This is a genomic window from Bacillus sp. GMs2/2 (genome assembly GCF_050172095.1).
Classification (GTDB): Bacteria; Bacillota; Bacilli; order Bacillales; family Bacillaceae_G; genus Bacillus_A; species Bacillus_A cereus.
This window is the reverse complement of record NZ_JBNLYE010000048.1, coordinates 1-22842: the sequence shown is the minus strand read 5'-3', so window position 1 is coordinate 22842 and position 22842 is coordinate 1. Positions and strand designations below refer to the sequence as shown.

The window sequence follows — 22842 nt, the reverse complement described above, 5'->3', positions numbered from 1 at the left end:
GATATTATGTAAAATTATACAATTTTACAGAGACATTTGATAAAATTCAAAAAAATATAATGGAGGCTAATATGAAAAAAGTAATTGGCGCAGCAACAGCAACTATTTTTGGATTGGGGGCGTTTACCACAACTGCTACCGCAGAAACAATCGTAACAGCAGATGTACTTAACGTACGTGAAAAACCGACTACAGAATCAAAAGTGGTCGAAAAAGTAAAGAATGGGCAAGAGTTAAAAGTCATCAATACCGAAGATGGCTGGTCAAAAATTGAATTGAACGGTAAAGAAGTGTTTGTAAGTTCGGAGTTTACAAAAGATGTGTATCATGTAACGGCGAATTTGTTAAATGTACGTACCGAAGCAAACACAGATTCAGAAATTCTTGGCAGACTAAAAAAAGATGATGTAATTGAATCAACGCATCAAGTAAAAGACGGATGGTTGGAATTTGAGTATAAAGGAAAAATTGCTTATGCAAACGTTTCTTTCCTATCAAGTACAGCACCAACTGAAAAGAAAACTGAAGAGAAAACGAAGCAAGTAGCGAAAGTACAAAAATCAGTTAAAGAAAAGAAAGAAGTAAAGACGCAGAAAGTAGCAAAAGCGAAAGAAACAACGAAAGCACAAGAAATAGTAAAGCCTAAAGAAGAGGTAAAAGTCAAAGAAGAAGTAAAAGTTAAAAAAGAAGCGAAAGTGCAAGAAATAGTAAAGCCTAAAGAAGAAGCAAAAGTCAAAGAAGAAGTAAAAGCGCAAGAAATAGTAAAGCCTAAAGAAGAGGCAAAAGTCAAAGAAGAAGCGAAAGTGCAAGAAATAGTAAAGCCTAAAGAAGAAGCAAAAGTCAAAGAAGAAGCGAAAGTGCAAGAAATAGTAAAGCCTAAAGAAGAAGCAAAAGTCAAAGAAGAGGCAAAAGTCAAAGAAGAAGCGAAAGTGCAAGAAATAGTAAAAGCTAAAGAAGAAGAAAAAGTACAAGAAATAGCAAAAGCTAAAGAAGAAGAGAAAGCAAGAGAAATAGCAAAAGCTAAAGAAGAAGAGAAAGCAAGAGAAATAGCAAAAGCTAAAGAAGAAGAGAAAGCAAGAGAAATAGCAAAGGCTAAAGAAGAAGAGAGAGTAAGAGAAATAGCAAAGGCTAAAGAAGAAGAAAAAGCAAGAGAAATAGCAAAGGCTAAAGAAGAAGAGAAAGCAAGAGAAATAGCAAAAGCTAAAGAAGAAGAGAGAGCAAGAGAAGAAGCAAAAGCTAAAGAAGAAGAGAGAGCGAAAGAAGCATCTAAAAACAACATACAGTCTGCTAAACGTGAATTAACGGTAGTAGCGACAGCGTATACTGCTGATCCAAGTGAAAATGGTACATATGGTGGACGCGTTTTAACTGCGATGGGGCATGATTTAACGGCAAATCCGAATATGAGAATTATCGCAGTTGACCCGAAAGTAATCCCATTAGGATCTAAAGTATGGGTAGAAGGTTATGGAGAAGCTATCGCTGGTGATACTGGAAGCGCAATTAAAGGTAATCGTATTGATGTATTAATGGGGTCAAAAAGTAAAGCTATGAATTGGGGAAGAAAAACTGTTAAAGTAAAAATTTTATAGTAACTATAATGATCCAAATAGAAGTCAGTTCTCTTTATTGAGGCTGGCTTTTATTTTTTTGGTGGAAGTATAATAGGATTTTTAAATGACTTATTACTAAATCTGTAATTAAGTTACCAGCTTCATTACCAAAAACAACGGTAAAGCTTATAAATATGAAAAATGAAGATATACCTACAGATGAAGATAGTTACTGGGAAGCTTTTGACTTGTTCGGTTCTGAATATGTATGTAGATTATTAGGGGTACCGTTATATGATGATCTTCCAAAGGATTTGGCGTGTCCAACTTGTGCGAAAGAGATGAAATATGTTGCTACAATTACTCAAGATATTGAGGGACGTGGACTTATTTCAGTAGTTGATTTCCAGTTTGGGGAAATGAATATATACTATTATTTATGTATAGATTGTTTAATTATAAAAACTGAAATACAAAATACATAACAAGACTAACATATTATATTAGTCTTGTTTTTGTATCGCAACATCATTAAGAATCGCATCAAATATATCTTTTTGCGTAAAGTTATCTGTAAAAATAGTTTCTCTGGCAACCTCAATTGTATCGTGCGGATTATACCATTTTTGGAGGGAATCTTCACCAAATTCATATCGTTTGTCCCTTGTGTTATGTCGTCTAATAGTTTCCTCTAATGATAAATCAAAATAATATGTAAATGCATTTTCATCAAAATAACGAATTAATTCTTTTAACATCTCACCATACCTGCGACTGTCCAATATACCTTCTAAAATAACAAATTCACATTTTCCTTTTCCGTACTTTGTAATTTCAAATAGTAAATCATGTGATAAATTACCCATTGTGTCGTGTACTCTAAGCATATCTCTACGCACAACATCCTGTGATACTAAAAGTGTACCTTGTCCGAAATGTTCTTGTAGTTGCTTTGCAATCGTTGTTTTACCACTTGCGGAGTTTCCTCTAAGAATGATTAAAGTGGATGTAAGTATAGGTTTAGACATAATGTATTCCCCCAACGGTATTAATTATATAGAAAATTTTAACAAATAAAGTGAGGAAAGTGTATAATTAATATGATGGATATTTAAGGAGGGGATTAGATGGGGGATATATTAAAAAATGCACAACCTATATGGAAACGGACTTGGTTTCGTTATCTAGGGGCATTTTTTATTGTTCAGTTACTGTTTATTTTGTGTGAAATAACTGCGTGGGCACCAAACTTTAGGCCAGGCGGAGAGTTTTTTAATAGAATATTAAATTCTCAATTTTTCACTGAATGGTTCACACTCTATACAATCCCGCAATTTAACGTATTTACAGCATTTTTTGCGATTACATTACTACCATATGCATTAGTAGGTGCAATGAAAGATGTAACATCAAGAAAAAATATAAAGGAATAATAGAGGTATAATATGCTTTTTCAAAAAGAAGGTTTATTGATTAGATACGTAATGGAAAATGATGCAGCTATCATTTCTAAATGGTTAACGGACCCAGCAGTCCTGCGGTATTACGAAGGGCGAGATAATCCGCAATCTGTAGAAAAGGTGCTTGATCATTTTATGCATAATCCAAACAGTAATGAAAATAGATGTTTAATAGAATTTGATACCGTTCCGATTGGTTACATACAAATGTACCCAGTTGATTCAGAGTGGAAAGCGATATATGGCTATAAAGAATCACAAAATGTATGGGGAATGGATCAATTTATCGGTGAACCAGTCTATTGGGGAAAAGGAATTGGACAAAAACTCGTTCAGGCAGCAATTACATACATTATGGGTGAAATGGGAGCAGAAGCAATCGCAATGGATCCGAAAGTAAATAATGAACGAGCGATAAAGTGTTATGAAAAATGCGGATTTAAAAAAGTAAAGATTTTAAAGGAACATGAGCTGCATGAGGGGGAACTAGAAGATTGTTGGATGATGGAATACAAACAATTATAATGAATATGCAATGGCTTATATAAACGAAGGGAGGTGTGTGAAATGAAAAAAGCATTAATCGTAATTGATGTGCAAGCCGGTATGTATACAGCTGGAATGCCAGTACATAATGGGGAAAAATTTTTACAAACATTGCAAGAGCTTATTGGGGAATGTCGTTCAAATGATATTCCAGTTATTTATGTCCAACATAACGGTCCTAAAGACCATCCGTTAGAAAAAGGTACGGATGGATGGCGAATCCATGCAACAATCGCTCCGCAAGAAGGGGATGATATTGTTGAAAAGACGACGCCAGATTCATTCCATAAGACAAACTTAAGCGAAGTGTTACAAGAGAAAGGAATTGAACACGTTATTCTTTCGGGAATGCAAACAGAGTATTGTGTAGATACGACAACGCGCAGAGCATGTAGTGAAGGATATAAAGTAACGTTAGTGAGTGATGCGCATAGTACATTTGATGCAGAAGTGTTACGTGCTGAAGATATTGTGAAACATCATAACGCAGTATTGGGAGCGTTTGCGGATGTTGTTGCATTAAAAGACTTGAAAGTGGCTGCCTCTAAATAAGAGGCAGTTTTTTTATTAGAAAAATAGCGTCAAATATTGTTGGTAAGTCGATATTTTGAAATAATCGTTTATATAATTTCACGTACCATAATAAAAATATACAAAAAAGGAGCACCACATAATTAAAAAGGGCGCTCCTGCATTAAAATGTTACTTCTTCTTGTCTTTATCCAATATATTTTGTTCTTCAGCAAACTCCGTACCATATGCAAAGCGGCGATTAATACGAATGTTATCATTGTTGTGCCTTGTATGAGAGTTAGAGAAGCGATGAACGATTACTTCAGATAAAGTGAAGACGATGGCAGAAAGGATACTGCCCCATGCAATTTGCATATAGTTGTCTAATAAAATATTACCGAAAATCCATACGCTTAAATATGTTAATAAGAAATCCGACATAATGGCACCAGTATTGCCAATTCGATTTAAAATAATTTTATCAACGAACATGTAGGATACGATTGTAACAAAGAGACTGAATGAAATAATTTGAACAAACGTTGCAGGGAAAAATAAAGCAAGCCCAATGCTAAATGCGATAATGCACGATATAAACTTGATAAGCACTACTGTGAAATCATTCAAAATTTACACCTCCGATTTATACATAGTTTTTCAATAAATTCTGGAGTTCATACATTGTAACGGATTTATTTACATAAAACTTTTTCATGTTCAGAATTTAGTCTAAATATTATAAAAACAATGAAAAAATGTTATAGTAAAATGAGAGTGTATGACATTTTTAGGTAAGGGGGAATCCAGGATGTGGATTACTTCAGAAGTAGAAATTCCAGATGAGTTAATTGATCACCTTGAGCAAGGAAAGTTAGTATTATTTGTTGGAGCGGGAGTTTCTATGAAAGGGAAATCAAACTTACCGAATTTTGATGATTTAGTTGATGAAATTGCAAAAACGTTATATGTCGAAAAACGTGAAATAACAGAACCACATGATTATTATCTTGGTAAAATTGCGAAAACAAAAGATGTACATCAAGTCGCAAGAGATCTTGTTCATATAGAGAAATCAAAACCGAATCCATTGCATTATGCAATTCCAAGGCTATTTCCTTTAGATACAGATATCCGCATTGTAACAACAAATTTTGATCAACATTTTACAACAGCAATTAAAGAAATAAATAGAGATATTAATGTTTATTACGCTCCAGCTTTACCGACTGGGAGAGCTTTTAAAGGTCTTGCTTACATACATGGTAATGTAGAACAGGAGAAAGAGGCTTTAATTTTAACAGATGGTGATTTTGGAAGGGCTTACTTAACGGAAGGGTGGGCGAGAAGATTTTTAGTTGATCTATTCTCAAATTACACCGTTTTATTCATTGGATATAGTCATAATGACCCAGTAATGAAATATTTAGCAACTGGTTTACCACCAAGTACAAGACGATTTGCTTTTGTCGCACAAGGAGAAAATACGTACCACTGGGAACATTTAGGGATAAGACCAATTGTGTATCCGAATAAGGTGAATAATCATCAATCCCTCGTAAAAGCAGTAAAACGCTGGGCTGAATTAATGGGTGATAATTATATTACGAAAAGAATGCGTATTCGGGATATTGTAACGGTTCCCCCGTCAGTAGAACAGGAACAATTATCATACATAAAGCAATCGATTAAAAAAATTGAAACAGTACGTTACTTTGTGGAATTTGCTCATGATTATGAATGGGTCGAATGGTTAGAAGCAGAAGGTAAATTACAAAATTTGTTTATGCTTAGGCCAAACTATAATGAAGTAGATGAATTACTTGCAGAATGGTTAGTGGAACAATTTCTTTTTAGTCATCAGAAAGAATTATTTCAATTAATTTATAAAAACTATTCTAAAATATCACCGTTATTATGGAGAACAATTTGTAACTACTTAAACGAAACGAAGAGTAAGATGGACCCGCTGTTGTTTGCAAGGTGGACACTCCTTTTATTAGAAACAGCTGAAAAAGATAGTAGCTCTATAGAAAAGATTTCTAAGTTACTGCAAAAATGTTCTTTTCCTGAGCATAAAGAAATTGCCTTATTGTTACTAACTTTTATTTTAGACGGAAAACTGAAGTTGAAACGTGTAAGAAAATGGGGAAATGATACGCAAGAATCAATAGAACTCGAGGAATCGAGTCGCTTACCAGTATCAACATTTTCTCATGTGGAGCAAATTTGGAACGAAAAGATGAGGCCATATATCGCTTATTATGCTGTTCCAATTATGATGATTGGATTAGAAAAATTGAGAATGTTGTCGTTAAGACAAACGGCACTGAAAAAAAGAAATAAGGAAAATGTAGAGAAAGAGTTTCATCAAAATGATCTTGCATTTTTAATACGAATTGTAAAAGAGTGTCTAACTTATTTATGCGAAAACAATGAGAAAAAAGCGGCTTATTATATTACAGAAATGATAGAAGCAAATAGTGTACTTCAAAAGCGAATTGCAATTGATGCGATGAATAAAAATATTTTTGTTCGTGTAGATGACAAAATGAAATGGTTGTTACATGAAGGACTTATTTTAGATTTCACTTATAAACACGAAGTTTTTCAACTTTTAAAAAGGCATTATGCACATTGTTTAGAAAAAACAAAAGAAGAAGTCACTCGAACTGTAATAAAGCATCTTACAGAAGAGAGGGTATTTGATGCATGTCTCGTATTAGACTTATTATTCAAGTGTGATTCGAATAGCCCATCTACGGCAAATGGGTATGAGTTAATGAAGCAAAAGCATCCTCATTTTCATTCTGAACGATACAGTGTACAAAAGAAAGAAGATACAGCAGAAAGCATTACTTGTAATGTAACTGCTGACGGATTATTGCAGCTGAAAGATGTTGAAATTATGAAGCAAGTTCAGCAATTTTCGCAAGATGGTGTTTTTGAACAACGCCATTTTTTAGAGATGTTATCAAAAGCATGTAAATTAAACACAGAATGGAGTATTTCATTTGCATACCAATTAGTAGGAGTGCAAGAAATAAGTAATGAAGTATGGTTTGTTTGTATTAGAGAATGGCGAAATAATCGAGGATTGACGAATGAGCAAATCCAAAAAATTATTCCGCTATTGCAGAAATTTGTTAGAAATACTGCTTTTCATTGGTTAATTAGTAGTTTTCTATATGAAATTAGTAATCGACTAGAAGAGTTAGAAGAGAACAGTATACGTGTTGTAAAACGATTTGCTTTTTCAGTGTTCCCTCAAGTTATGAAGAGTGATACAGACTTTAAGCTTGGGAAACAAGATTTTTATAATGAATCAATTCAGCATCCAGTTGGAAAAATGACGGCTGTATTATTAAAGTTGTTATCATATGATCATTTATACGATCGTAATGTATATGAATATTTATTTTTATTTGAAGAACAAGTAAGAGTTAATTCGGAACGAACAAACTTTATGTTTGCTCGTTTAATAGCAGATATTACATTTCTATATCATATTGAAAAACAATGGTGCCGAAAATATTTGTTACCATACTTAGATTTAAAAAAACAAAATGAGATTACGGAATATGCATGGGCCGGCTTATGTTACACGCAAATAAATTTACCTTTATTTACAGAAATGAAGCGATTTATTAAGTATGCGATAGAACATTTGGAAGTATTACATCCGCATACGAGAGAAGCTTTCTTGAAGTGGCTTAGCTTTGTATTTATTAAATGTGTACTATATTGGGAGCAAAAAACAAATTGGTTATACCCGTTACTCATACTAGAAAATGAAGAAAATAAAATTAAGTTTATGCAGTTTTTATGCTATTACGTCAAAACATTAAGTGTAAAAGAACAACAAAAGTTTTGGACAGCTTGGCTCAGTGTATTTTTGCGAGAACGACCAAAAATGGGTGAGATAACTGCGAGAGAATATGTAATGCTTTTACGTATTATTTTATACATGGATGAAATATTAGAAAAAGGATTATGTATTATGTCTCGTGCATTTTCAAGTGTACATGGTAAATGTACAGGTGAGGAAATGAAGCGGTTATTGATTGAAATGCTTCATAAAAAAGAAAGTATGAAAGCGCATAAAGAAATGTTTGCAAATGTGTTTTTTATTTTACTACAAACATGTCACGAAGCCGTTTTATTTGAAAAAGAAATCATACAAATAAAAGAATTATTAGTTCAGTATGAAGTAGAGGAATATGTTTTACATTTACTAGAAAATGAAATAATTCGCATAGGAATTGTAATGGGTGATTTACAAAAAGAATTATAGGACGAAAGTGGAATTTGAAAAAATATATAAAAAGTTGTTGACAGTGTTTTGAAAAGCGTTCTATAATACGAATCATACTTATTCAATTTCAAAAACATTTGAATAAACAAAGTGCAATGAAGAGATCACAGTAGTGGTTAGTCTTACTGTAACAGAGAGCTGGTGGTTGGTGTGAACCAGTACAGGGATAATCATGAATTACAGTCTTGGAGCATCTTTTTCGTAATAAAGATAGTTTGTCTTTATGAGGAAAAAGCGGTCAATTGATCGTTAACAGTGAAGAGAGGTAGACGGAAAGTTAGTCTACAACTAGGGTGGTACCGCGATAAATATCGTCCCTACTGATTTATTCAGTAGGGACTTTTTGTATTTTAGTGGTTCAACTTGAAAATTAAATAGTCATGCATTGAAAGGAAAAGCAGTAGTTGTTGTTTCCCTGTAACAGAGAGCTGGTGGTTGGTGCAAACCAGTACATAAACAAGAGCGAATTACAGTCCTGGAGCATCTTTTTCGTAGTAAAGATAGTATTGTCTTTATGAAGGGAAAGACGGTCAGATGATCGTTAACAATGAAGAGAGGTAGACGAAAGAAGTCTACAATTAGGGTGGTACCGCGATAAATATCGTCCCTACTGATTGAATCAGTAGGGCTTTTTTGTACAAAAAAGTGGGTTTTTAACTAGTAGTTCATGTCTTTGTATGAATTATTAGTTTAAAATAAGAAGAGGTATCGATTCCACTATAAATTTGTATAATTAGTCAGTTCAGAAAATAGAGAATTTTTTATTCTCTTACTATACTTTTAAAACATTAGAGGAGGATTTCCAAATGGCAAATCATGAATTAGATCAATTACGTAAACAGGTAGATGAAATTAACTTACAACTATTACACCTTTTAAACAAACGTGGTGAAATTGTTCAAAAAATTGGAGAGCAAAAGCAAGTACAAGGTACGAAACGCTTTGATCCAGTACGTGAGCGTGAAGTACTTGATATGATTGCAGAGCATAACGAAGGACCATTCGAAACATCAACAGTTCAACATATTTTCAAAACGATTTTCAAAGCAAGCTTAGAGTTACAAGAAGATGATAACCGTAAAGCGTTACTAGTATCACGTAAAAAGAAACAAGAAAATACAATTGTTGATGTAAAAGGTGAATTGATTGGAAACGGAACACAAACGTTCATCATGGGACCTTGTGCAGTAGAAAGTTTAGAACAAGTTCGTCAAGTGGGGCAAGCGATGAAAGACCAAGGCTTAAAATTAATGCGCGGTGGTGCATTCAAACCGAGAACTTCTCCATATGATTTCCAAGGTTTAGGAGTAGAAGGACTTCAAATTTTACGTCAAGTAGCAGACGAGTTTGACTTAGCAATTATTAGTGAAATTTTAAATCCGAACGATGTTGAAATGGCATTAGACTACGTTGATGTAATTCAAGTTGGCGCACGTAACATGCAAAACTTCGATTTATTACGAGCTGTAGGTAAAGTTAACAAACCAGTATTATTAAAACGTGGATTAGCAGCAACAATTGATGAGTTCATTAACGCAGCGGAATACATCATTGCGCAAGGTAACGATCAAATTATTCTTTGTGAGCGCGGTATCCGCACATACGAAAGAGCAACACGTAACACATTAGACATTTCTGCAGTACCAATTTTAAAGAAAGAAACACATTTACCAGTTATCGTTGATGTAACACATTCAACTGGACGCAGAGATTTATTATTACCAACAGCGAAAGCGGCACTTGCAATTGGTGCAGATGCAGTAATGGCTGAAGTTCATCCAGATCCAGCAGTTGCATTATCAGATTCTGCACAACAAATGGACATTCCAGAATTCCATAGATTCATGGATGAGTTAAAAGGTTTCAAAAATAAATTATCTTAATTCCATATCATATATGCGTTGAAGAGGAAACAGTAGTGCTTATCTCACTGTTAAAGAGAGCTGATGGTCGGTGTGAATCAGTACAAAGGTAAGCATGAATTACAGCCTTGGAGCATCTTTCCCGACAACTTTTGGAGGGTAAGACGGTCGAACGATCGTTAAAGAAGAAGAGAGGTAGACGAAAGAAGTCTACAACTAGGGTGGTACCGCGATAAATATCGTCCCTACTGAGCGCTCAGTAGGGACTTTTTTGTACAAAAAAATAGTAAAGGGGCAAGAGAAATGAGATACATTACAGCTGGAGAATCACATGGACCGCAGTTAACAGTTATTTTAGAAGGTGTACCAGCAGGTTTGACACTTACGGCGGAACATATTAATAAAGAATTATTAAGAAGACAAAAAGGTCATGGACGCGGAAGACGTATGCAAATTGAAACAGATACAGTTGAAATTGTAAGTGGTGTTCGTCACGGGATGACACTTGGATCACCGATTACGTTAATTGTAAAAAATGATGATTTCAAACATTGGACGAAAGTAATGGGTGCAGAGCCAATTTCGGAAAAAGAAAGTAAAGACATGAAACGTACAATTACAAAACCACGTCCCGGACATGCAGATTTAAATGGAGCAATTAAATATGGTCATCGTGATATAAGAAACGTATTAGAGCGGTCATCTGCAAGAGAAACGACAGTTCGTGTAGCTGCTGGTGCAGTTGCAAAACAAATTTTAAGCGAATTAGGCGTGGGAATTGCAGGACATGTTCTTGAAATTGGTGGAGTAAAAGCAAAACATATTTCAAACTTATCAATTGAAGAAATTCAAACAATTACTGAAAACTCACCAGTTCGATGTTTAGATGAAGAAGTAGAGCAAGAAATGATGAATGCGATTGACAACGCAAAAAGTAGTGGAGATTCAATCGGTGGTATTGTGGAAGTCATTGCAGAAGGTATGCCGATTGGCGTTGGTAGTTACGTTCATTACGATCGTAAATTAGATGCAAAACTTGCTGGTGCAATTATGAGTATAAATGCATTTAAAGGTGCTGAAATCGGCGTAGGTTTTGAAGCGGCACGACAACCAGGAAGCAAAGTGCATGATGAAATTCTGTGGGATGAAGAAAAAGGATACACGAGAAAAACGAATAATGCCGGCGGTTTAGAAGGTGGTATGACAACAGGTATGCCAATTATCGTAAGAGGCGTGATGAAGCCAATTCCTACTTTATACAAACCGTTAGCAAGCGTTGATATTGATACGAAAGAAGCATTCCAAGCGAGTATTGAAAGATCTGATAGTTGCGCAGTACCAGCAGCGGGTGTAGTAGCTGAATCTGTTGTGGCATGGGAACTTGCAGATGCACTAGTCGAACAATTCGGAAAAGATCGTATGGAATTATTAAAACAAAACATTATGCAACACAATAACTACGCAAAAGAATTTTAATGAAAAGGTGGGTTTAACGTGCAAGTAAAAGATCAACTATCATCATTACAACCATATAAACCAGGTAAATCACCAGAACAAATGAAAGAAGTGTACGGAGATCATTCGTTTGTGAAATTAGCATCGAATGAAAATCCATTTGGTTGTTCACCGAGAGTTTTAGAAGAGTTGCAAAACTCTTGGTTGGAACATGCTTTATATCCTGACGGAGGTGCTACAACGCTCCGTCAAACAATCGCAGATAAGTTGCATGTGCAAATGGAACAAGTACTTTGTGGTAGTGGTTTAGATGAAATCATTCAAATGATAAGCCGCGCCGTATTACGAGCGGGAGATAACATTGTAACAGCAGGTGCAACATTCCCGCAGTACCGCCATCATGCGATTATTGAAGGGTGTGAAGTGAAAGAAATTCCTTTAAATAAAGGTGTATACGATTTAGACGAAATTTCGTCAGCGGTAAATAATAATACGAAAATCGTATGGATTTGTAATCCGAACAACCCGACGGGCACATATGTGAATGAGCAAAAATTAACTCAATTTATTGAAGGCATTAGTGAAAATACGTTAATTGTCATTGATGAAGCGTACTATGAATACGTAACAGCAAAAGATTTCCCTGAGACATTACCGCTTTTAGAAAAACATAAAAACATTCTTGTACTTAGAACGTTTTCTAAAGCATACGGATTAGCTTCTTTCCGCGTTGGATATGCGATCGGACAGGAAGAGTTAATTGAGAAATTAAATGTCGTACGTTTACCATTTAACGTATCTTCATTAGCGCAAAAAGCAGCTACGATTGCTTTTGGTGATGACGAGTTTATTAAAGAAATAGTTCACATGAATACAGAAGGATTACAGCAATACGAGAGTTTCTGTAAGGAAAACGGTATACCATTTTATTCGTCACAAACTAATTTCATCTTCTTACCGGTAGATAATGCTGGAGAGATTTATGAAGCTTGTGCACATGCAGGATTTATTATTCGTCCATTCCCAAAGGGTGTCCGTATTACAGTTGGAACAAGGGAGCAAAATGAAGGAGTGATTTCAGTGTTAAAACAACACTTTGAAAATAAAAAAAATAAGTCTCGAGATGAGGCAAATGCGTAAAAAGGTAGTATTAATTGGAACAGGTTTAATAGGAGGCTCTCTCGCATTAGCAATTAAGAAAGAGCACGATGTAACGATAACAGGGTACGATATATTTAAAGAGCAAGTAGAGCGTGCAAAAGAATTACACGTAGTAGATGAAATAGGATTTGATTTACAGCGTGCATGTGAAGAGGCACATTTAATTGTTTTTGCTTCTCCAGTTGAAGAAACGAAGAAGCTATTACACAAACTTGCGTCATTCCGTTTACGAGAAGATGTTATAGTGACTGATGTTGGTAGTACAAAAGGGTCTATTATGAACGAAGCGGAAGCTTTATTTTCAAAGGATGTTTCTTTCATTGGTGGACATCCGATGGCGGGTTCTCATAAAACGGGAGTTGAAAGTGCAAAGGCACATTTATTTGAAAATGCATTTTACATTTTAACACCGATGAATCACGTGCCAAATAAACAAGTGGAAGACCTTAAAGTATGGTTAAAAGGAACAGGGTCACATTTTCTTGTTTTAAATACGGAAGAACATGATTATGTAACAGGGATCGTTAGTCATTTTCCGCACCTTATCGCAGCAGGTTTAGTAAAGCAAGTTGAGAAACATGCAGGAGATAATCCGCTCATTCATCAACTAGCTGCTGGAGGTTTCAAAGACATTACACGTATCGCATCTAGTAGTCCAAAAATGTGGAGTGATATTGTAAAGCAAAATCGAGAGCATTTAATGGTATTATTAAAAGAGTGGATCTCTGAAATGGAAGATTTATATAAAACAGTTTCTACCGGAGATGCAGGCGAGATTCAAAACTATTTTGCAGATGCGAAAGAATACCGTGATTCTTTACCAGTAAGAAAGAGAGGGGCAATTCCTGCCTATCACGACTTATACGTCGATGTATTAGATAAGGTGGGGGCATTGGCTCATATTACGAGTATTTTAGCGCGCGAGGAAATTAGTATTACGAACTTGCAAATATTAGAAGCGCGTGAAGGACTGCTTGGGGTATTACGTATTAGCTTCCAAAGGGAAGAAGATCGTATGAAAGCAAAGCTAGCGCTTGGAGAAGAAGAATACCAAACTTATGAAACAATTTAAATGAGAAGGTGAAAAACGTGAAAGAAAGAACAATACAACCTGTTAATAACGGATTGAATGGTAATATTACAATCCCAGGTGATAAATCCATTTCACACCGCGCTGTTATGTTCGGTTCTATTGCAGAAGGAAAAACAACAATTAAAGGTTTCTTGCCTGGTGCAGACTGTTTAAGTACGATTTCATGTTTTAAAGAAATGGGAGTAGAAATTACGCAAAACGGTGATGAGGTTACTGTAGTTGGTAAAGGATTAGAAGGTTTACAAGAACCGAAAGCTGTATTAGATGTTGGTAATTCTGGTACAACAATCCGATTAATGTCAGGTATATTAGCTAACACACCATTTTTCTCTTGCGTACAAGGTGATGCATCTATTGCAAAAAGACCGATGAAACGTGTAACGAATCCATTAAAACAAATGGGCGCGAACATTGATGGGCGCGAAGAAGGAACATTTACACCGTTAACAATACGTGGCGGAGATTTAAAAGCAATTGAATATATTTCTCCTGTTGCAAGTGCACAAGTAAAATCAGCTATTTTACTTGCAGGTCTTCGTGCAGAAGGTGTAACAGCTGTTACAGAACCACATATTTCACGCGACCATACGGAAAGAATGCTCGAAGCATTTGGTGTTAAAGTAACTCGCGAAGGGAAAACAGTGAAGCTGTCAGGTGGACAAAAATTAACAGCAACAGACATTCAAGTGCCAGGTGACGTATCATCAGCAGCATTTTTCTTAGTAGCAGGTGCAATCATCCCAAATAGTAAACTAGTATTACAAAATGTAGGAATGAATCCAACCCGTACAGGTATTATTGATGTTTTAGAAAAAATGGGTGCTACGTTCACTGTAGATCTAATTAACGAAGGGGCATCAGAACCAGCTGCAAATATTACAATCGAAACATCTTCATTAAAAGGAATTGAAATTGGCGGAGATATTATCCCTAGATTAATCGATGAGATTCCTGTAATCGCATTAGCGGCAACACAAGCAGAAGGAATTACAGTAATTAAAGATGCACATGAATTGAAAGTAAAAGAAACAAACCGTATTGATACAGTCGTTGCTGAGTTAACGAAACTAGGAGCTCGCATAGAAGCAACTGATGACGGTATGATCATTTACGGAAAATCAGCTCTAAAAGGCAATACAGTAAATAGTTATGGTGATCACCGTATCGGAATGATGCTTGCAATTGCTGGCTGCCTAGCAGAAGGAAAAACAATTATTGAAGATGCAGAAGCAGTAGGTGTATCATATCCTACATTCTTTGACGAACTTCAAAAATTAGCTAAATAAAAAGGATGGAAAGCAGATACGTGATGTATCTGCTTTTTTGTTAAAACGTTCTTGTAGTTTCACTTACCGAACTATAATAGTAAGAATTATGATACAATTCAAACAGGGAATGGAGGAGAATTATATGAATGTCATACAATTAAAAGAAGATAAGTTCAGAGAAGCATTACGTTTATCAGAATACGCTTTTCAATATAAAGTAGATGAGGAACGATTACAGCAGCAACTTACAAAAATGAAGGAAAGTCATGAAATATACGGCATTATGGAAGGGGAAGACTTAGCTGCAAAACTACACCTCATTCCGTTTCATATTTACATAGGTAAAGAAAAATTTAAAATGGGTGGCGTTGCAGGAGTAGCGACGTATCCAGAGTACAGAAGAAGTGGGTATGTAAAAGAGCTACTTCAACATTCACTTCAGACAATGAAAAAAGATGGCTATACAGTCTCTATGTTACATCCATTTGCTGTTTCATTTTATCGTAAATACGGCTGGGAACTTTGTGCGAATCTACTCAAATGTCATATAAGTAAGAGCGATTTAGTGATGAAAAAACAAGTAAATGGTACTGTGAAACGTTTTAATAAAGAAAATCATCCAGAAGAAGTCGAGAAGCTCTATGAAGCATTTGCAGAACGTTTTTCATGTATGTTAGTTCGAGAGAAGAACTGGTGGTTACAAGCGGTTTATGATGATTTAACATTAGCGATTTACTATGATGAAAATAAAAAGGCAGCAGGTTACATGTTATACAAAATAGAAAACTATAAAATGACAGTAGAAGAATTTGTACCACTGCATAATGAAGCACGAAATGGTCTGTGGAACTTTATTTGTCAGCATGATTCTATGATTAAAGAAATTGAAATGACAGTAAGTGAAAGCGAACCGTTATTATATTCATTGCAAGAGCCACGCGTGAAGACAGAAATAAAACCATATTTTATGGGAAGAATTGTAGATGTGGAGCAGTTCTTTAAACAATATGAATTAAACTGGAACAATGTACAACAAGAACTAATTTTACATATTACAGATTCATTTGCACCGTGGAATAACGTATCAGTGAGGTTTGCAAATCATGAAATAACAATAATAAAAGAGGAAACAATAGATAAAGGCATCAAACTGGATATAAACGAGTTATCTACAATAATGTTCGGCTATAAACGTCCGTTACAACTGAATGAATTAGAATTAATTAGCGGAAGTGAAGAGGAAATACAAGCGTTTGAGAAAATAGTTCCGGTACGAGAAGCATTTATTTATGATTTCTTTTAAGTTTTCAATAGAAAATCGGGCTGTCCCAAAAACAATTTTTGGGACAGCTTTCTCTTTGGTTGTCGGTAAGTAGATATATCCTGAAAATCGCTGATATAATTGGAGATGCGCTGATATATCCTGAAAATCGTTGATATAATTGGAGATGCGCCGATATATCCTGAAAATCGCTGATATAATTGGAGATGCGCCGATATATCCTGAAAATCGCTGATATAATTAGACTTGCGCTGATATATTCTAATAATCGTTGATATAATTTTTTCACTAAAACGTAACTATACTTTGTCACGCACTTGACTTTTAATCCATGTAATTTATAATTAAAAACGGAATGAATTTTCATTCCTGAAAATAGAGGTGGAAAAAATGGCTAAAAACAAACAAGAGGATATTTTTGATGCTGCGATGCAACTTTTTGCAGAGCGTGGTTATGATGGTACGACAATTCCAATGATCGCTGAAAAAGCAAATGTCGGTGCGGGTACTATTTATCGCTATTTTGCCAATAAAGAGGCACTTGTTAACTCATTATTTTCAAAAAGCATGTTACAGCTTTCTGAAATGATAAAAACGGATTTTCCCGTTGAAGCAAATATTCGTGAACAGTTTAGTCATACGTACAACCGTTTATTTGAATTTGCGAGAAACAATGTGGATGCTTTTTTATTTACAAATTCTCACTGCGATAGTTATTTTCTTGACGAACAGAGCAAGAAAATATTTGATGATTTTATAGGCTTCTTTATGAATATTATTGAAGATGGAATCGCAAAAGGTTTTCTTCGTCCATTGCCTCCCATTGCTTTAATTATTATTGTATATCAACCGCTAGAAAAATTAACGAAAGTAATTGCAACAGGGCAATTAGAATACTCGAAAGAGTTAGTAAAAGAATTAGAAGAAAGCTCTTGGAACGCTATTAGAATCATTTGATTCTATAGCTTTACAAGGGCTGGAATGAATATTCATTCCTAACTAGATTTAAAAAAATGAGAGTAGGAAAGGATATTTGTGTAACTAAGGGAATGAACATTCATTCCGGAAAGACTAGTTTAATAGAATTTACAAAATAACGTAATAGAATAATAGGAATGAACGTTCATTCCGTTGTTAACGTGAAACTTTCAAAACGGGAGATGATTCAAATGAGCAAGTTAAAAAGTTGGAGAAGTTTATCTTTTCTATTATGGATAGTTATTACTATTACAATGGTCGTAACGATGCCTAATATGGATCAATTAGTGAAAGAAAAAGGGAAAATTACAATCCCTAATACAAAGCAAAGCAGTATTGCTGACAAGATGATGAAAGAGATGGATAAAGAAGGGGTTGAAAAGTATGAAATTATAGCCGTTTTTAATAGTGGCAATAAGGCAGCTTTAACAGATGAACAAAAAAAGGAAATAACAAAAACAATCAACGCCCTGCAAAATGAAAAAGAGCAATTAGGAATTAAGCAAGTTGTTTCACATTTAGACAATAAAGACTTGGAGAAACAATTAGTTTCTAAAGATAATACGACTATTTTAACGCAAATATCGATAGATAAAAAACATGGTGAAATATCAAAAGTTTCAAATAATCTTCATGAAAAAGTGCAAACGAAAGGGGTAAAAACGTATTTAACAGGAAGTGACTTAATAGCGGGTGATTTTCTTAAATCCTCTCAAGAGGGAGTGCAAAAGACAGAAGTTATTTCAATCATTTTCATTCTTGTAGTATTAATCCTCGTATTCCGTTCACCAGTTGTTCCAATTGTTTCTCTTCTTACAGTTGGTATATCGTATTTAGTTTCAATGGGGATTATTGCCCAGCTTGTAGATCAATTTAATTTTCCATTCTCAAACTTTACACAAGTGTTCGTAGTCGTCGTCCTGTTTGGGGTAGGAACAGATTATAACATTTTATTATATACGAGGTTTAAAGAAGAATTAAGTAAACAAGAAAATGCATTTTTAGCTACGAAAGAAACATTCAAATCAGCAGGTAAAACTGTATTATATAGCGGAATAGCGGTGCTAATTGGTTTTGCATCACTTGCTTTAGCAAGTTTTAAATTATATCAATCTACTTCAGCGGTAGCAATTGGTGTTTTAGTATTATTACTCGTATTAACGACTTTAAATCCATTTTTCATGGTGCTTTTAGGAAAAGGAATGTTTTATCCAGTTAAAACATTTAAAGGTCATGAGGATAGTCGCTTATGGGGATTCTTTGCGAAAAACTCAGTAGCAAGGCCATTTGTCGCTTTAATTATCGTATTCGTAATATCGATTCCTTTCGTATTAAAATACTCTAATACACTTAATTACAATGATTTATTTGAAGTGGATAATAAGTATGAATCCAAGATGGGTATTAACGTAATAGAGGATTATTTTCCGCCTGGTTTCTCTTCACCGAGTACATTAGTCATTCAATCTGATAAAAAGCTGGATGAAGGAACTTCTCTACAAATTTTAGACGAATTAACTGATAAAATTTCGAAAGTTAAAGGTGTGTCAGAAGTATATGCACCAACACGTCCAACTGGTGAGAAGATAAAAGAATTATATTTAAATAAGCAAGCGGGAGAATTGAATACAGGATTAGGGGATGCCGATGGTGGCATAAAGGAAATTAATGATGGATTAACAGATGCAAAAAATAAAATGGGAAGTAATGATTCAAATAGTCTTGCGAATGTTCGAAAATTAATTGATGGAACGAACGAGGCGAAAAACGGGGTATCAGCATTAGGAACAGCTTTACATCAATTATCAAATGGCATAAACGACGGTGCACAAGGAGCACAGCAAATTGAGAGTGGTTTAGCTTCAGTAAACGAAAATATAAATGTTCTATCTAATGCAACGTCGCAGCTGCATGCTGGTTATGCACAGTTAGAAAAAGGTTTAAACTCTTACGATCAATACTTCGGAAGTATTTCTCAAGCGATTGATGGTGCGAAAAAGGGATATGAACAAATTGAAATGTTAATGACCAATTTCGTTCAAACGAAACCAGAATTAGCGAATGATCCAAACATACAACAAACGATAGGGATTGCTAAAGAGGCTCAAAGAAAATTAAGCGTACTTTCAAATGAATTAAATCAATTAGCAACGCAGCACAAAACGGCGATGAGTTCATTTAAAGAAGCGAATCAATCGTTACTGAAAGTGGATAACGGCTTAAAAGAAATGAGCAATGGAGTTAATAAGTTACAAAAGGGAGCAGCCGATCTTAAAAATGGATTAAATGAAGGTTCTTCAGGTTCAAAAAAAATTGCAAATAAATCAGTTGAGTTACAATCTGGATTAACGAAAATAAACGATGGGCAGGGACAACTTTTAACGGGCCTTAAAGACCTGCAGGAAAAGATGGGCCAATTACAATCCGGTTTATCTAAAAGTACAGAAGGGCTTGGAAAAGTAAGTAATGGCCTGCATGACGCACAGAAATATTTAGGGGAGCTCAATGAATCGAAAAGCTCTGAGAAGTTTTATATTCAAAAAGAAGTGCTAGAGGAAGAAGATTTCCAAAAAGCATTGAACACGTACATGTCACAGGATAGAAAAATTGCTAAAATGACTATCATTTTAGATGTAAATCCGTATTCAAAAGAAGCGATGCCAATTATTCAAGAAATCAATAAAACAATCGATGGTACTGTAAAGGGAACGGAATTACATGATGCGAAAACAGCAATTGGCGGAACAACAGCTAGAAACGTTGATTTAAAAGAAGTAACAGGGCAAGATTTCTTACGTACAGCTACGATTATGTTGATTGGCATTGCGATTGTATTAATCGTAATTACACGCTCATTACTAAACACAATATTTATTATTGGCTCATTACTATTGGCGTACTTTGCATCACTCGGTATAAGCGAACAAATTAGTGCACATGTATTACATGTAGAGTCATTAAGCTGGAATGTTCCATTCTTTAGCTTCATTATGATTGTCGCTTTAGGAGTGGATTATAGTATTTTCGTAATGATGCGCTATAACGAGATAGAAGGGGATTCGGTAACGAAAATTGTAACTGCATCTCGTCATATAGGAGGAGTTGTATTATCAGCTGCGCTAATTTTAGGGGGGACATTTGCAGCATTAATTCCATCAGGTGTATTAACACTTATACAAGTTGCGTCAGTAGTTGGTGTTGCACTTCTTCTATTAGCTTTAATTGTGATGCCGATATTACTACCGGCGTTAATAGGGTTAACGAGTAAAATGAAGAGTTACAAAGAGAAAATAATAAATACGAAATAAGAAGAGACTGTAGGGAATGATTTCTCTACAGTTTTTTCGGTATATAATATTTCAGATGAAAATGAATCCGATATATTACAGAATGAGCAGTGAAAGGTTATATGAGAAAGAGGTCGATGATATACATACAATAGCTAGGGGAATGGACAAAAACTATCCGATTTCATTGTAGAAAGGTAATCAACCGTTGCTATTCATCCAGCTTCTACTATATAATAGCTATAGTCTACAATAATTGAGTCGTAATATGCGATTTTTTAAGACAATCGGTGAGAAAACGCTGAAATAAGCGGTATTAGTAGGAGGACACAAATGATTACAGTAAGTAACGTTAGTTTGCGTTTCGCGGATCGCAAATTATTTGAAGATGTTAACATAAAATTCACGCCAGGTAACTGCTACGGTTTAATCGGAGCAAACGGTGCTGGTAAATCTACATTCCTAAAGATTTTATCTGGAGAGATTGAACCATCAACAGGTGACATACATATTACGCCAGGTGAGCGTCTAGCAGTATTAAAACAGAATCACTTCGAATATGAAGAGTTCCCAGTATTAGAAACAGTAATTATGGGTCACACGCAACTTTACAAAGTAATGCAAGAGAAAAATGCTATTTACATGAAAGAAGACTTTAGTGATGAAGATGGAATGCGCGCTGCTGAACTTGAAGGTGAGTTCGCTGAGCTTAACGGTTGGGAAGCTGAGTCAGAAGCTGCAATTCTTCTTAAAGGTTTAGGTATTGGTGAAGACCTTCATGATAAGAAATTGTCAGAATTAACTGGGGCAGAGAAAGTAAAAGTATTACTTGCTCAAGCTTTATTCGGTCAACCTGACATTCTATTATTAGATGAGCCTACCAACCACTTGGACTTAAAAGCGATTCAATGGTTAGAAAACTTCTTAATGAACTTTGAAAACACAGTTATCGTAGTATCCCATGACCGTCACTTCTTAAATAAAGTATGTACGCACATGGCTGACCTTGATTTCGGTAAAATTCAACTTTATGTTGGTAACTATGACTTCTGGTATGAGTCAAGCCAATTAGCTTTAAAATTAACACAAGATGCTAATAAGAAAAAAGAAGAGAAAGTAAAAGAGTTACAAAACTTCATTGCACGCTTTAGTTCAAACGCTTCTAAAGCGAAACAAGCAACTTCTCGTAAAAAATTATTAGACAAAATTACATTAGATGATATTAGACCGTCATCACGTCGTTACCCATTCGTTGGCTTCACACCTGAGCGTGAAGTAGGAAATGACTTATTAACTGTTGAAGGTCTTTCTAAAACAATTGATGGTGAAAAAGTGTTAGATAATGTGTACTTCACTTTAAATAAAGGTGATAAAGTTGCATTTATCGGCCGTAACGATATTGCGATGACAACATTATTTAAAATTCTTATGGGTGAAATGGAGCCGGATAGCGGTTCATTCAAATGGGGTGTTACAACCTCTCAATCTTACTTCCCAAGAGATAACTCTAAGTACTTTGAGAACAGTGATTACAACTTAGTTGAATGGTTACGTCAATTCTCTCCACAAGATGAGTCTGAAAGCTTCTTACGTGGTTTCTTAGGCCGTATGTTATTCTCAGGTGAAGAAGTTAAGAAGAACGTTTCTGTATTATCTGGAGGCGAAAAAGTTCGTTGTATGTTATCTAAAATGATGTTAAGTGGTGCGAACGTAATCACACTTGACGATCCAACGAACCACTTAGACCTTGAGTCAATTACAGCATTAAACAACGGTTTAATTGCATTCAAAGGTACAATCTTATTCACATCTCATGACCATCAGTTCGTGCAAACAATTGCAAACCGCATTATCGAAGTAACACCAAACGGTGTAATCGATAAAGAGGCTACTTATGATGAGTTCTTAGAAAATGAGGAACTTCAAAAACAAGTAGATGCAATGTACAAAGGTCAATAATATATAATGAAAAAACTCGCTCTTTTTAGAGCGAGTTTTTTTGTCGAGAAAATGTAACATCGCTGGTCGATCAAATGAATAATTATTCAAATATAATATTAATGAACAGGAGA

The 22842-nt window shown here is 35.0% G+C and carries 16 protein-coding genes, 1 pseudogene and 3 other annotated features; of the genes and pseudogenes, 15 read left to right on the top strand and 2 right to left on the bottom strand.

All coding sequences use genetic code 11. The features are described from left to right. Positions 1 to 71: 71 nt before the first annotated feature. Complete coding sequence (entB, locus tag ACQGS6_RS09590; protein ID WP_426965069.1) at positions 72 to 1592, top strand: cell wall-binding protein EntB; 1521 nt, start codon at positions 72 to 74, stop codon at positions 1590 to 1592. A 110-nt stretch (positions 1593 to 1702) separates the two neighbouring features. Continuing rightward, positions 1703 to 2038 (top strand): annotated as a pseudogene (locus ACQGS6_RS09585) (hypothetical protein); the annotation flags it as partial. An 18-nt stretch (positions 2039 to 2056) separates the two neighbouring features. Here ACQGS6_RS09585 and ACQGS6_RS09580 read toward each other — a convergent pair. Then, positions 2057 to 2581 carry a kinase gene (locus ACQGS6_RS09580; RefSeq protein WP_074625439.1) on the bottom strand — a complete coding sequence of 175 codons (525 nt, stop codon included), beginning with the start codon at positions 2579 to 2581 and terminating at the stop codon, positions 2057 to 2059. A gap of 99 nt (positions 2582 to 2680) precedes the next feature. On the opposite strand from ACQGS6_RS09580, the gene ACQGS6_RS09575 reads away from it, so the two are divergent. Genes ACQGS6_RS09575 through ACQGS6_RS09565 form a run of 3 tightly spaced genes read left to right on the top strand, consistent with a single transcriptional unit; the run spans position 2681 to position 4111 of the window. Next, positions 2681 to 2986 (top strand): YfzA family protein, encoded by a 306-nt coding sequence (locus ACQGS6_RS09575; RefSeq protein ID WP_000502339.1) that lies wholly within the window; start codon positions 2681 to 2683, stop codon positions 2984 to 2986. A 12-nt stretch (positions 2987 to 2998) separates the two neighbouring features. Next, positions 2999 to 3538: a GNAT family N-acetyltransferase gene (locus ACQGS6_RS09570; protein WP_000898784.1), complete on the top strand. Its 540-nt coding sequence runs from the start codon at positions 2999 to 3001 to the stop codon at positions 3536 to 3538. A gap of 42 nt (positions 3539 to 3580) precedes the next feature. Next, entirely contained in the window at positions 3581 to 4111 is a 531-nt protein-coding gene (locus ACQGS6_RS09565) for a cysteine hydrolase family protein (RefSeq protein ID WP_016081173.1), read from the top strand. Positions 4112 to 4261: 150 nt separating this feature from the next. Here the strand turns inward: ACQGS6_RS09565 and ACQGS6_RS09560 are convergent, their stop codons facing one another. Continuing rightward, complete coding sequence (locus ACQGS6_RS09560) at positions 4262 to 4699, bottom strand: YndM family protein (protein WP_000997702.1); 438 nt, start codon at positions 4697 to 4699, stop codon at positions 4262 to 4264. Between the two features lie 181 nt (positions 4700 to 4880). Between ACQGS6_RS09560 and ACQGS6_RS09555 the strand changes: the two genes are divergently transcribed. The 10 genes from ACQGS6_RS09555 to ACQGS6_RS09510 all read left to right on the top strand — a co-directional run bounded on the left by ACQGS6_RS09555 (position 4881) and on the right by ACQGS6_RS09510 (position 22729). Beyond that, positions 4881 to 8363, top strand: coding sequence for a DUF4020 domain-containing protein (locus ACQGS6_RS09555; RefSeq protein ID WP_426965066.1), 3483 nt, complete (start codon positions 4881 to 4883; stop codon positions 8361 to 8363). Positions 8364 to 8470: 107 nt separating this feature from the next. Next, positions 8471 to 8706 (top strand) — a binding site (T-box leader). 54 nt (positions 8707 to 8760) lie between these two features. Then, positions 8761 to 8996: a binding site (T-box leader), on the top strand. A 194-nt stretch (positions 8997 to 9190) separates the two neighbouring features. Continuing rightward, on the top strand, positions 9191 to 10267 hold the full coding sequence (locus ACQGS6_RS09550; RefSeq protein ID WP_001273575.1) for a bifunctional 3-deoxy-7-phosphoheptulonate synthase/chorismate mutase: 1077 nt from the start codon (positions 9191 to 9193) through the stop codon (positions 10265 to 10267). A 9-nt stretch (positions 10268 to 10276) separates the two neighbouring features. After that, positions 10277 to 10496, top strand: a binding site (T-box leader). A 53-nt stretch (positions 10497 to 10549) separates the two neighbouring features. Beyond that, positions 10550 to 11722: a chorismate synthase gene (gene aroC, locus ACQGS6_RS09545; protein WP_001269427.1), complete on the top strand. Its 1173-nt coding sequence runs from the start codon at positions 10550 to 10552 to the stop codon at positions 11720 to 11722. Positions 11723 to 11740: 18 nt separating this feature from the next. After that, positions 11741 to 12841 (top strand): histidinol-phosphate transaminase, encoded by a 1101-nt coding sequence (hisC, locus tag ACQGS6_RS09540; RefSeq protein WP_074626015.1) that lies wholly within the window; start codon positions 11741 to 11743, stop codon positions 12839 to 12841. Next, the gene (gene tyrA, locus ACQGS6_RS09535; RefSeq protein ID WP_074626016.1) at positions 12834 to 13934 is read left to right on the top strand and encodes a prephenate dehydrogenase; all 1101 of its coding nucleotides are present in this window, start codon (positions 12834 to 12836) and stop codon (positions 13932 to 13934) included. The genes hisC and tyrA overlap by 8 nt, the downstream gene beginning before the upstream one ends. A gap of 17 nt (positions 13935 to 13951) precedes the next feature. Further along, entirely contained in the window at positions 13952 to 15241 is a 1290-nt protein-coding gene (gene aroA, locus ACQGS6_RS09530; RefSeq protein WP_074626018.1) for a 3-phosphoshikimate 1-carboxyvinyltransferase, read from the top strand. Between the two features lie 124 nt (positions 15242 to 15365). Next, on the top strand, positions 15366 to 16526 hold the full coding sequence (locus ACQGS6_RS09525; RefSeq protein WP_001100917.1) for a GNAT family N-acetyltransferase: 1161 nt from the start codon (positions 15366 to 15368) through the stop codon (positions 16524 to 16526). A 369-nt stretch (positions 16527 to 16895) separates the two neighbouring features. After that, positions 16896 to 17462: a TetR/AcrR family transcriptional regulator gene (locus tag ACQGS6_RS09520; RefSeq protein WP_074626024.1), complete on the top strand. Its 567-nt coding sequence runs from the start codon at positions 16896 to 16898 to the stop codon at positions 17460 to 17462. A gap of 212 nt (positions 17463 to 17674) precedes the next feature. Continuing rightward, positions 17675 to 20791, top strand: a complete 3117-nt coding sequence (locus ACQGS6_RS09515) for an MMPL family transporter (protein WP_426965063.1) — start codon at positions 17675 to 17677, stop codon at positions 20789 to 20791. A 312-nt stretch (positions 20792 to 21103) separates the two neighbouring features. Continuing rightward, positions 21104 to 22729, top strand: coding sequence for an ABC-F family ATP-binding cassette domain-containing protein (locus tag ACQGS6_RS09510; protein ID WP_000633864.1), 1626 nt, complete (start codon positions 21104 to 21106; stop codon positions 22727 to 22729). Positions 22730 to 22842: the final 113 nt, after the last annotated feature.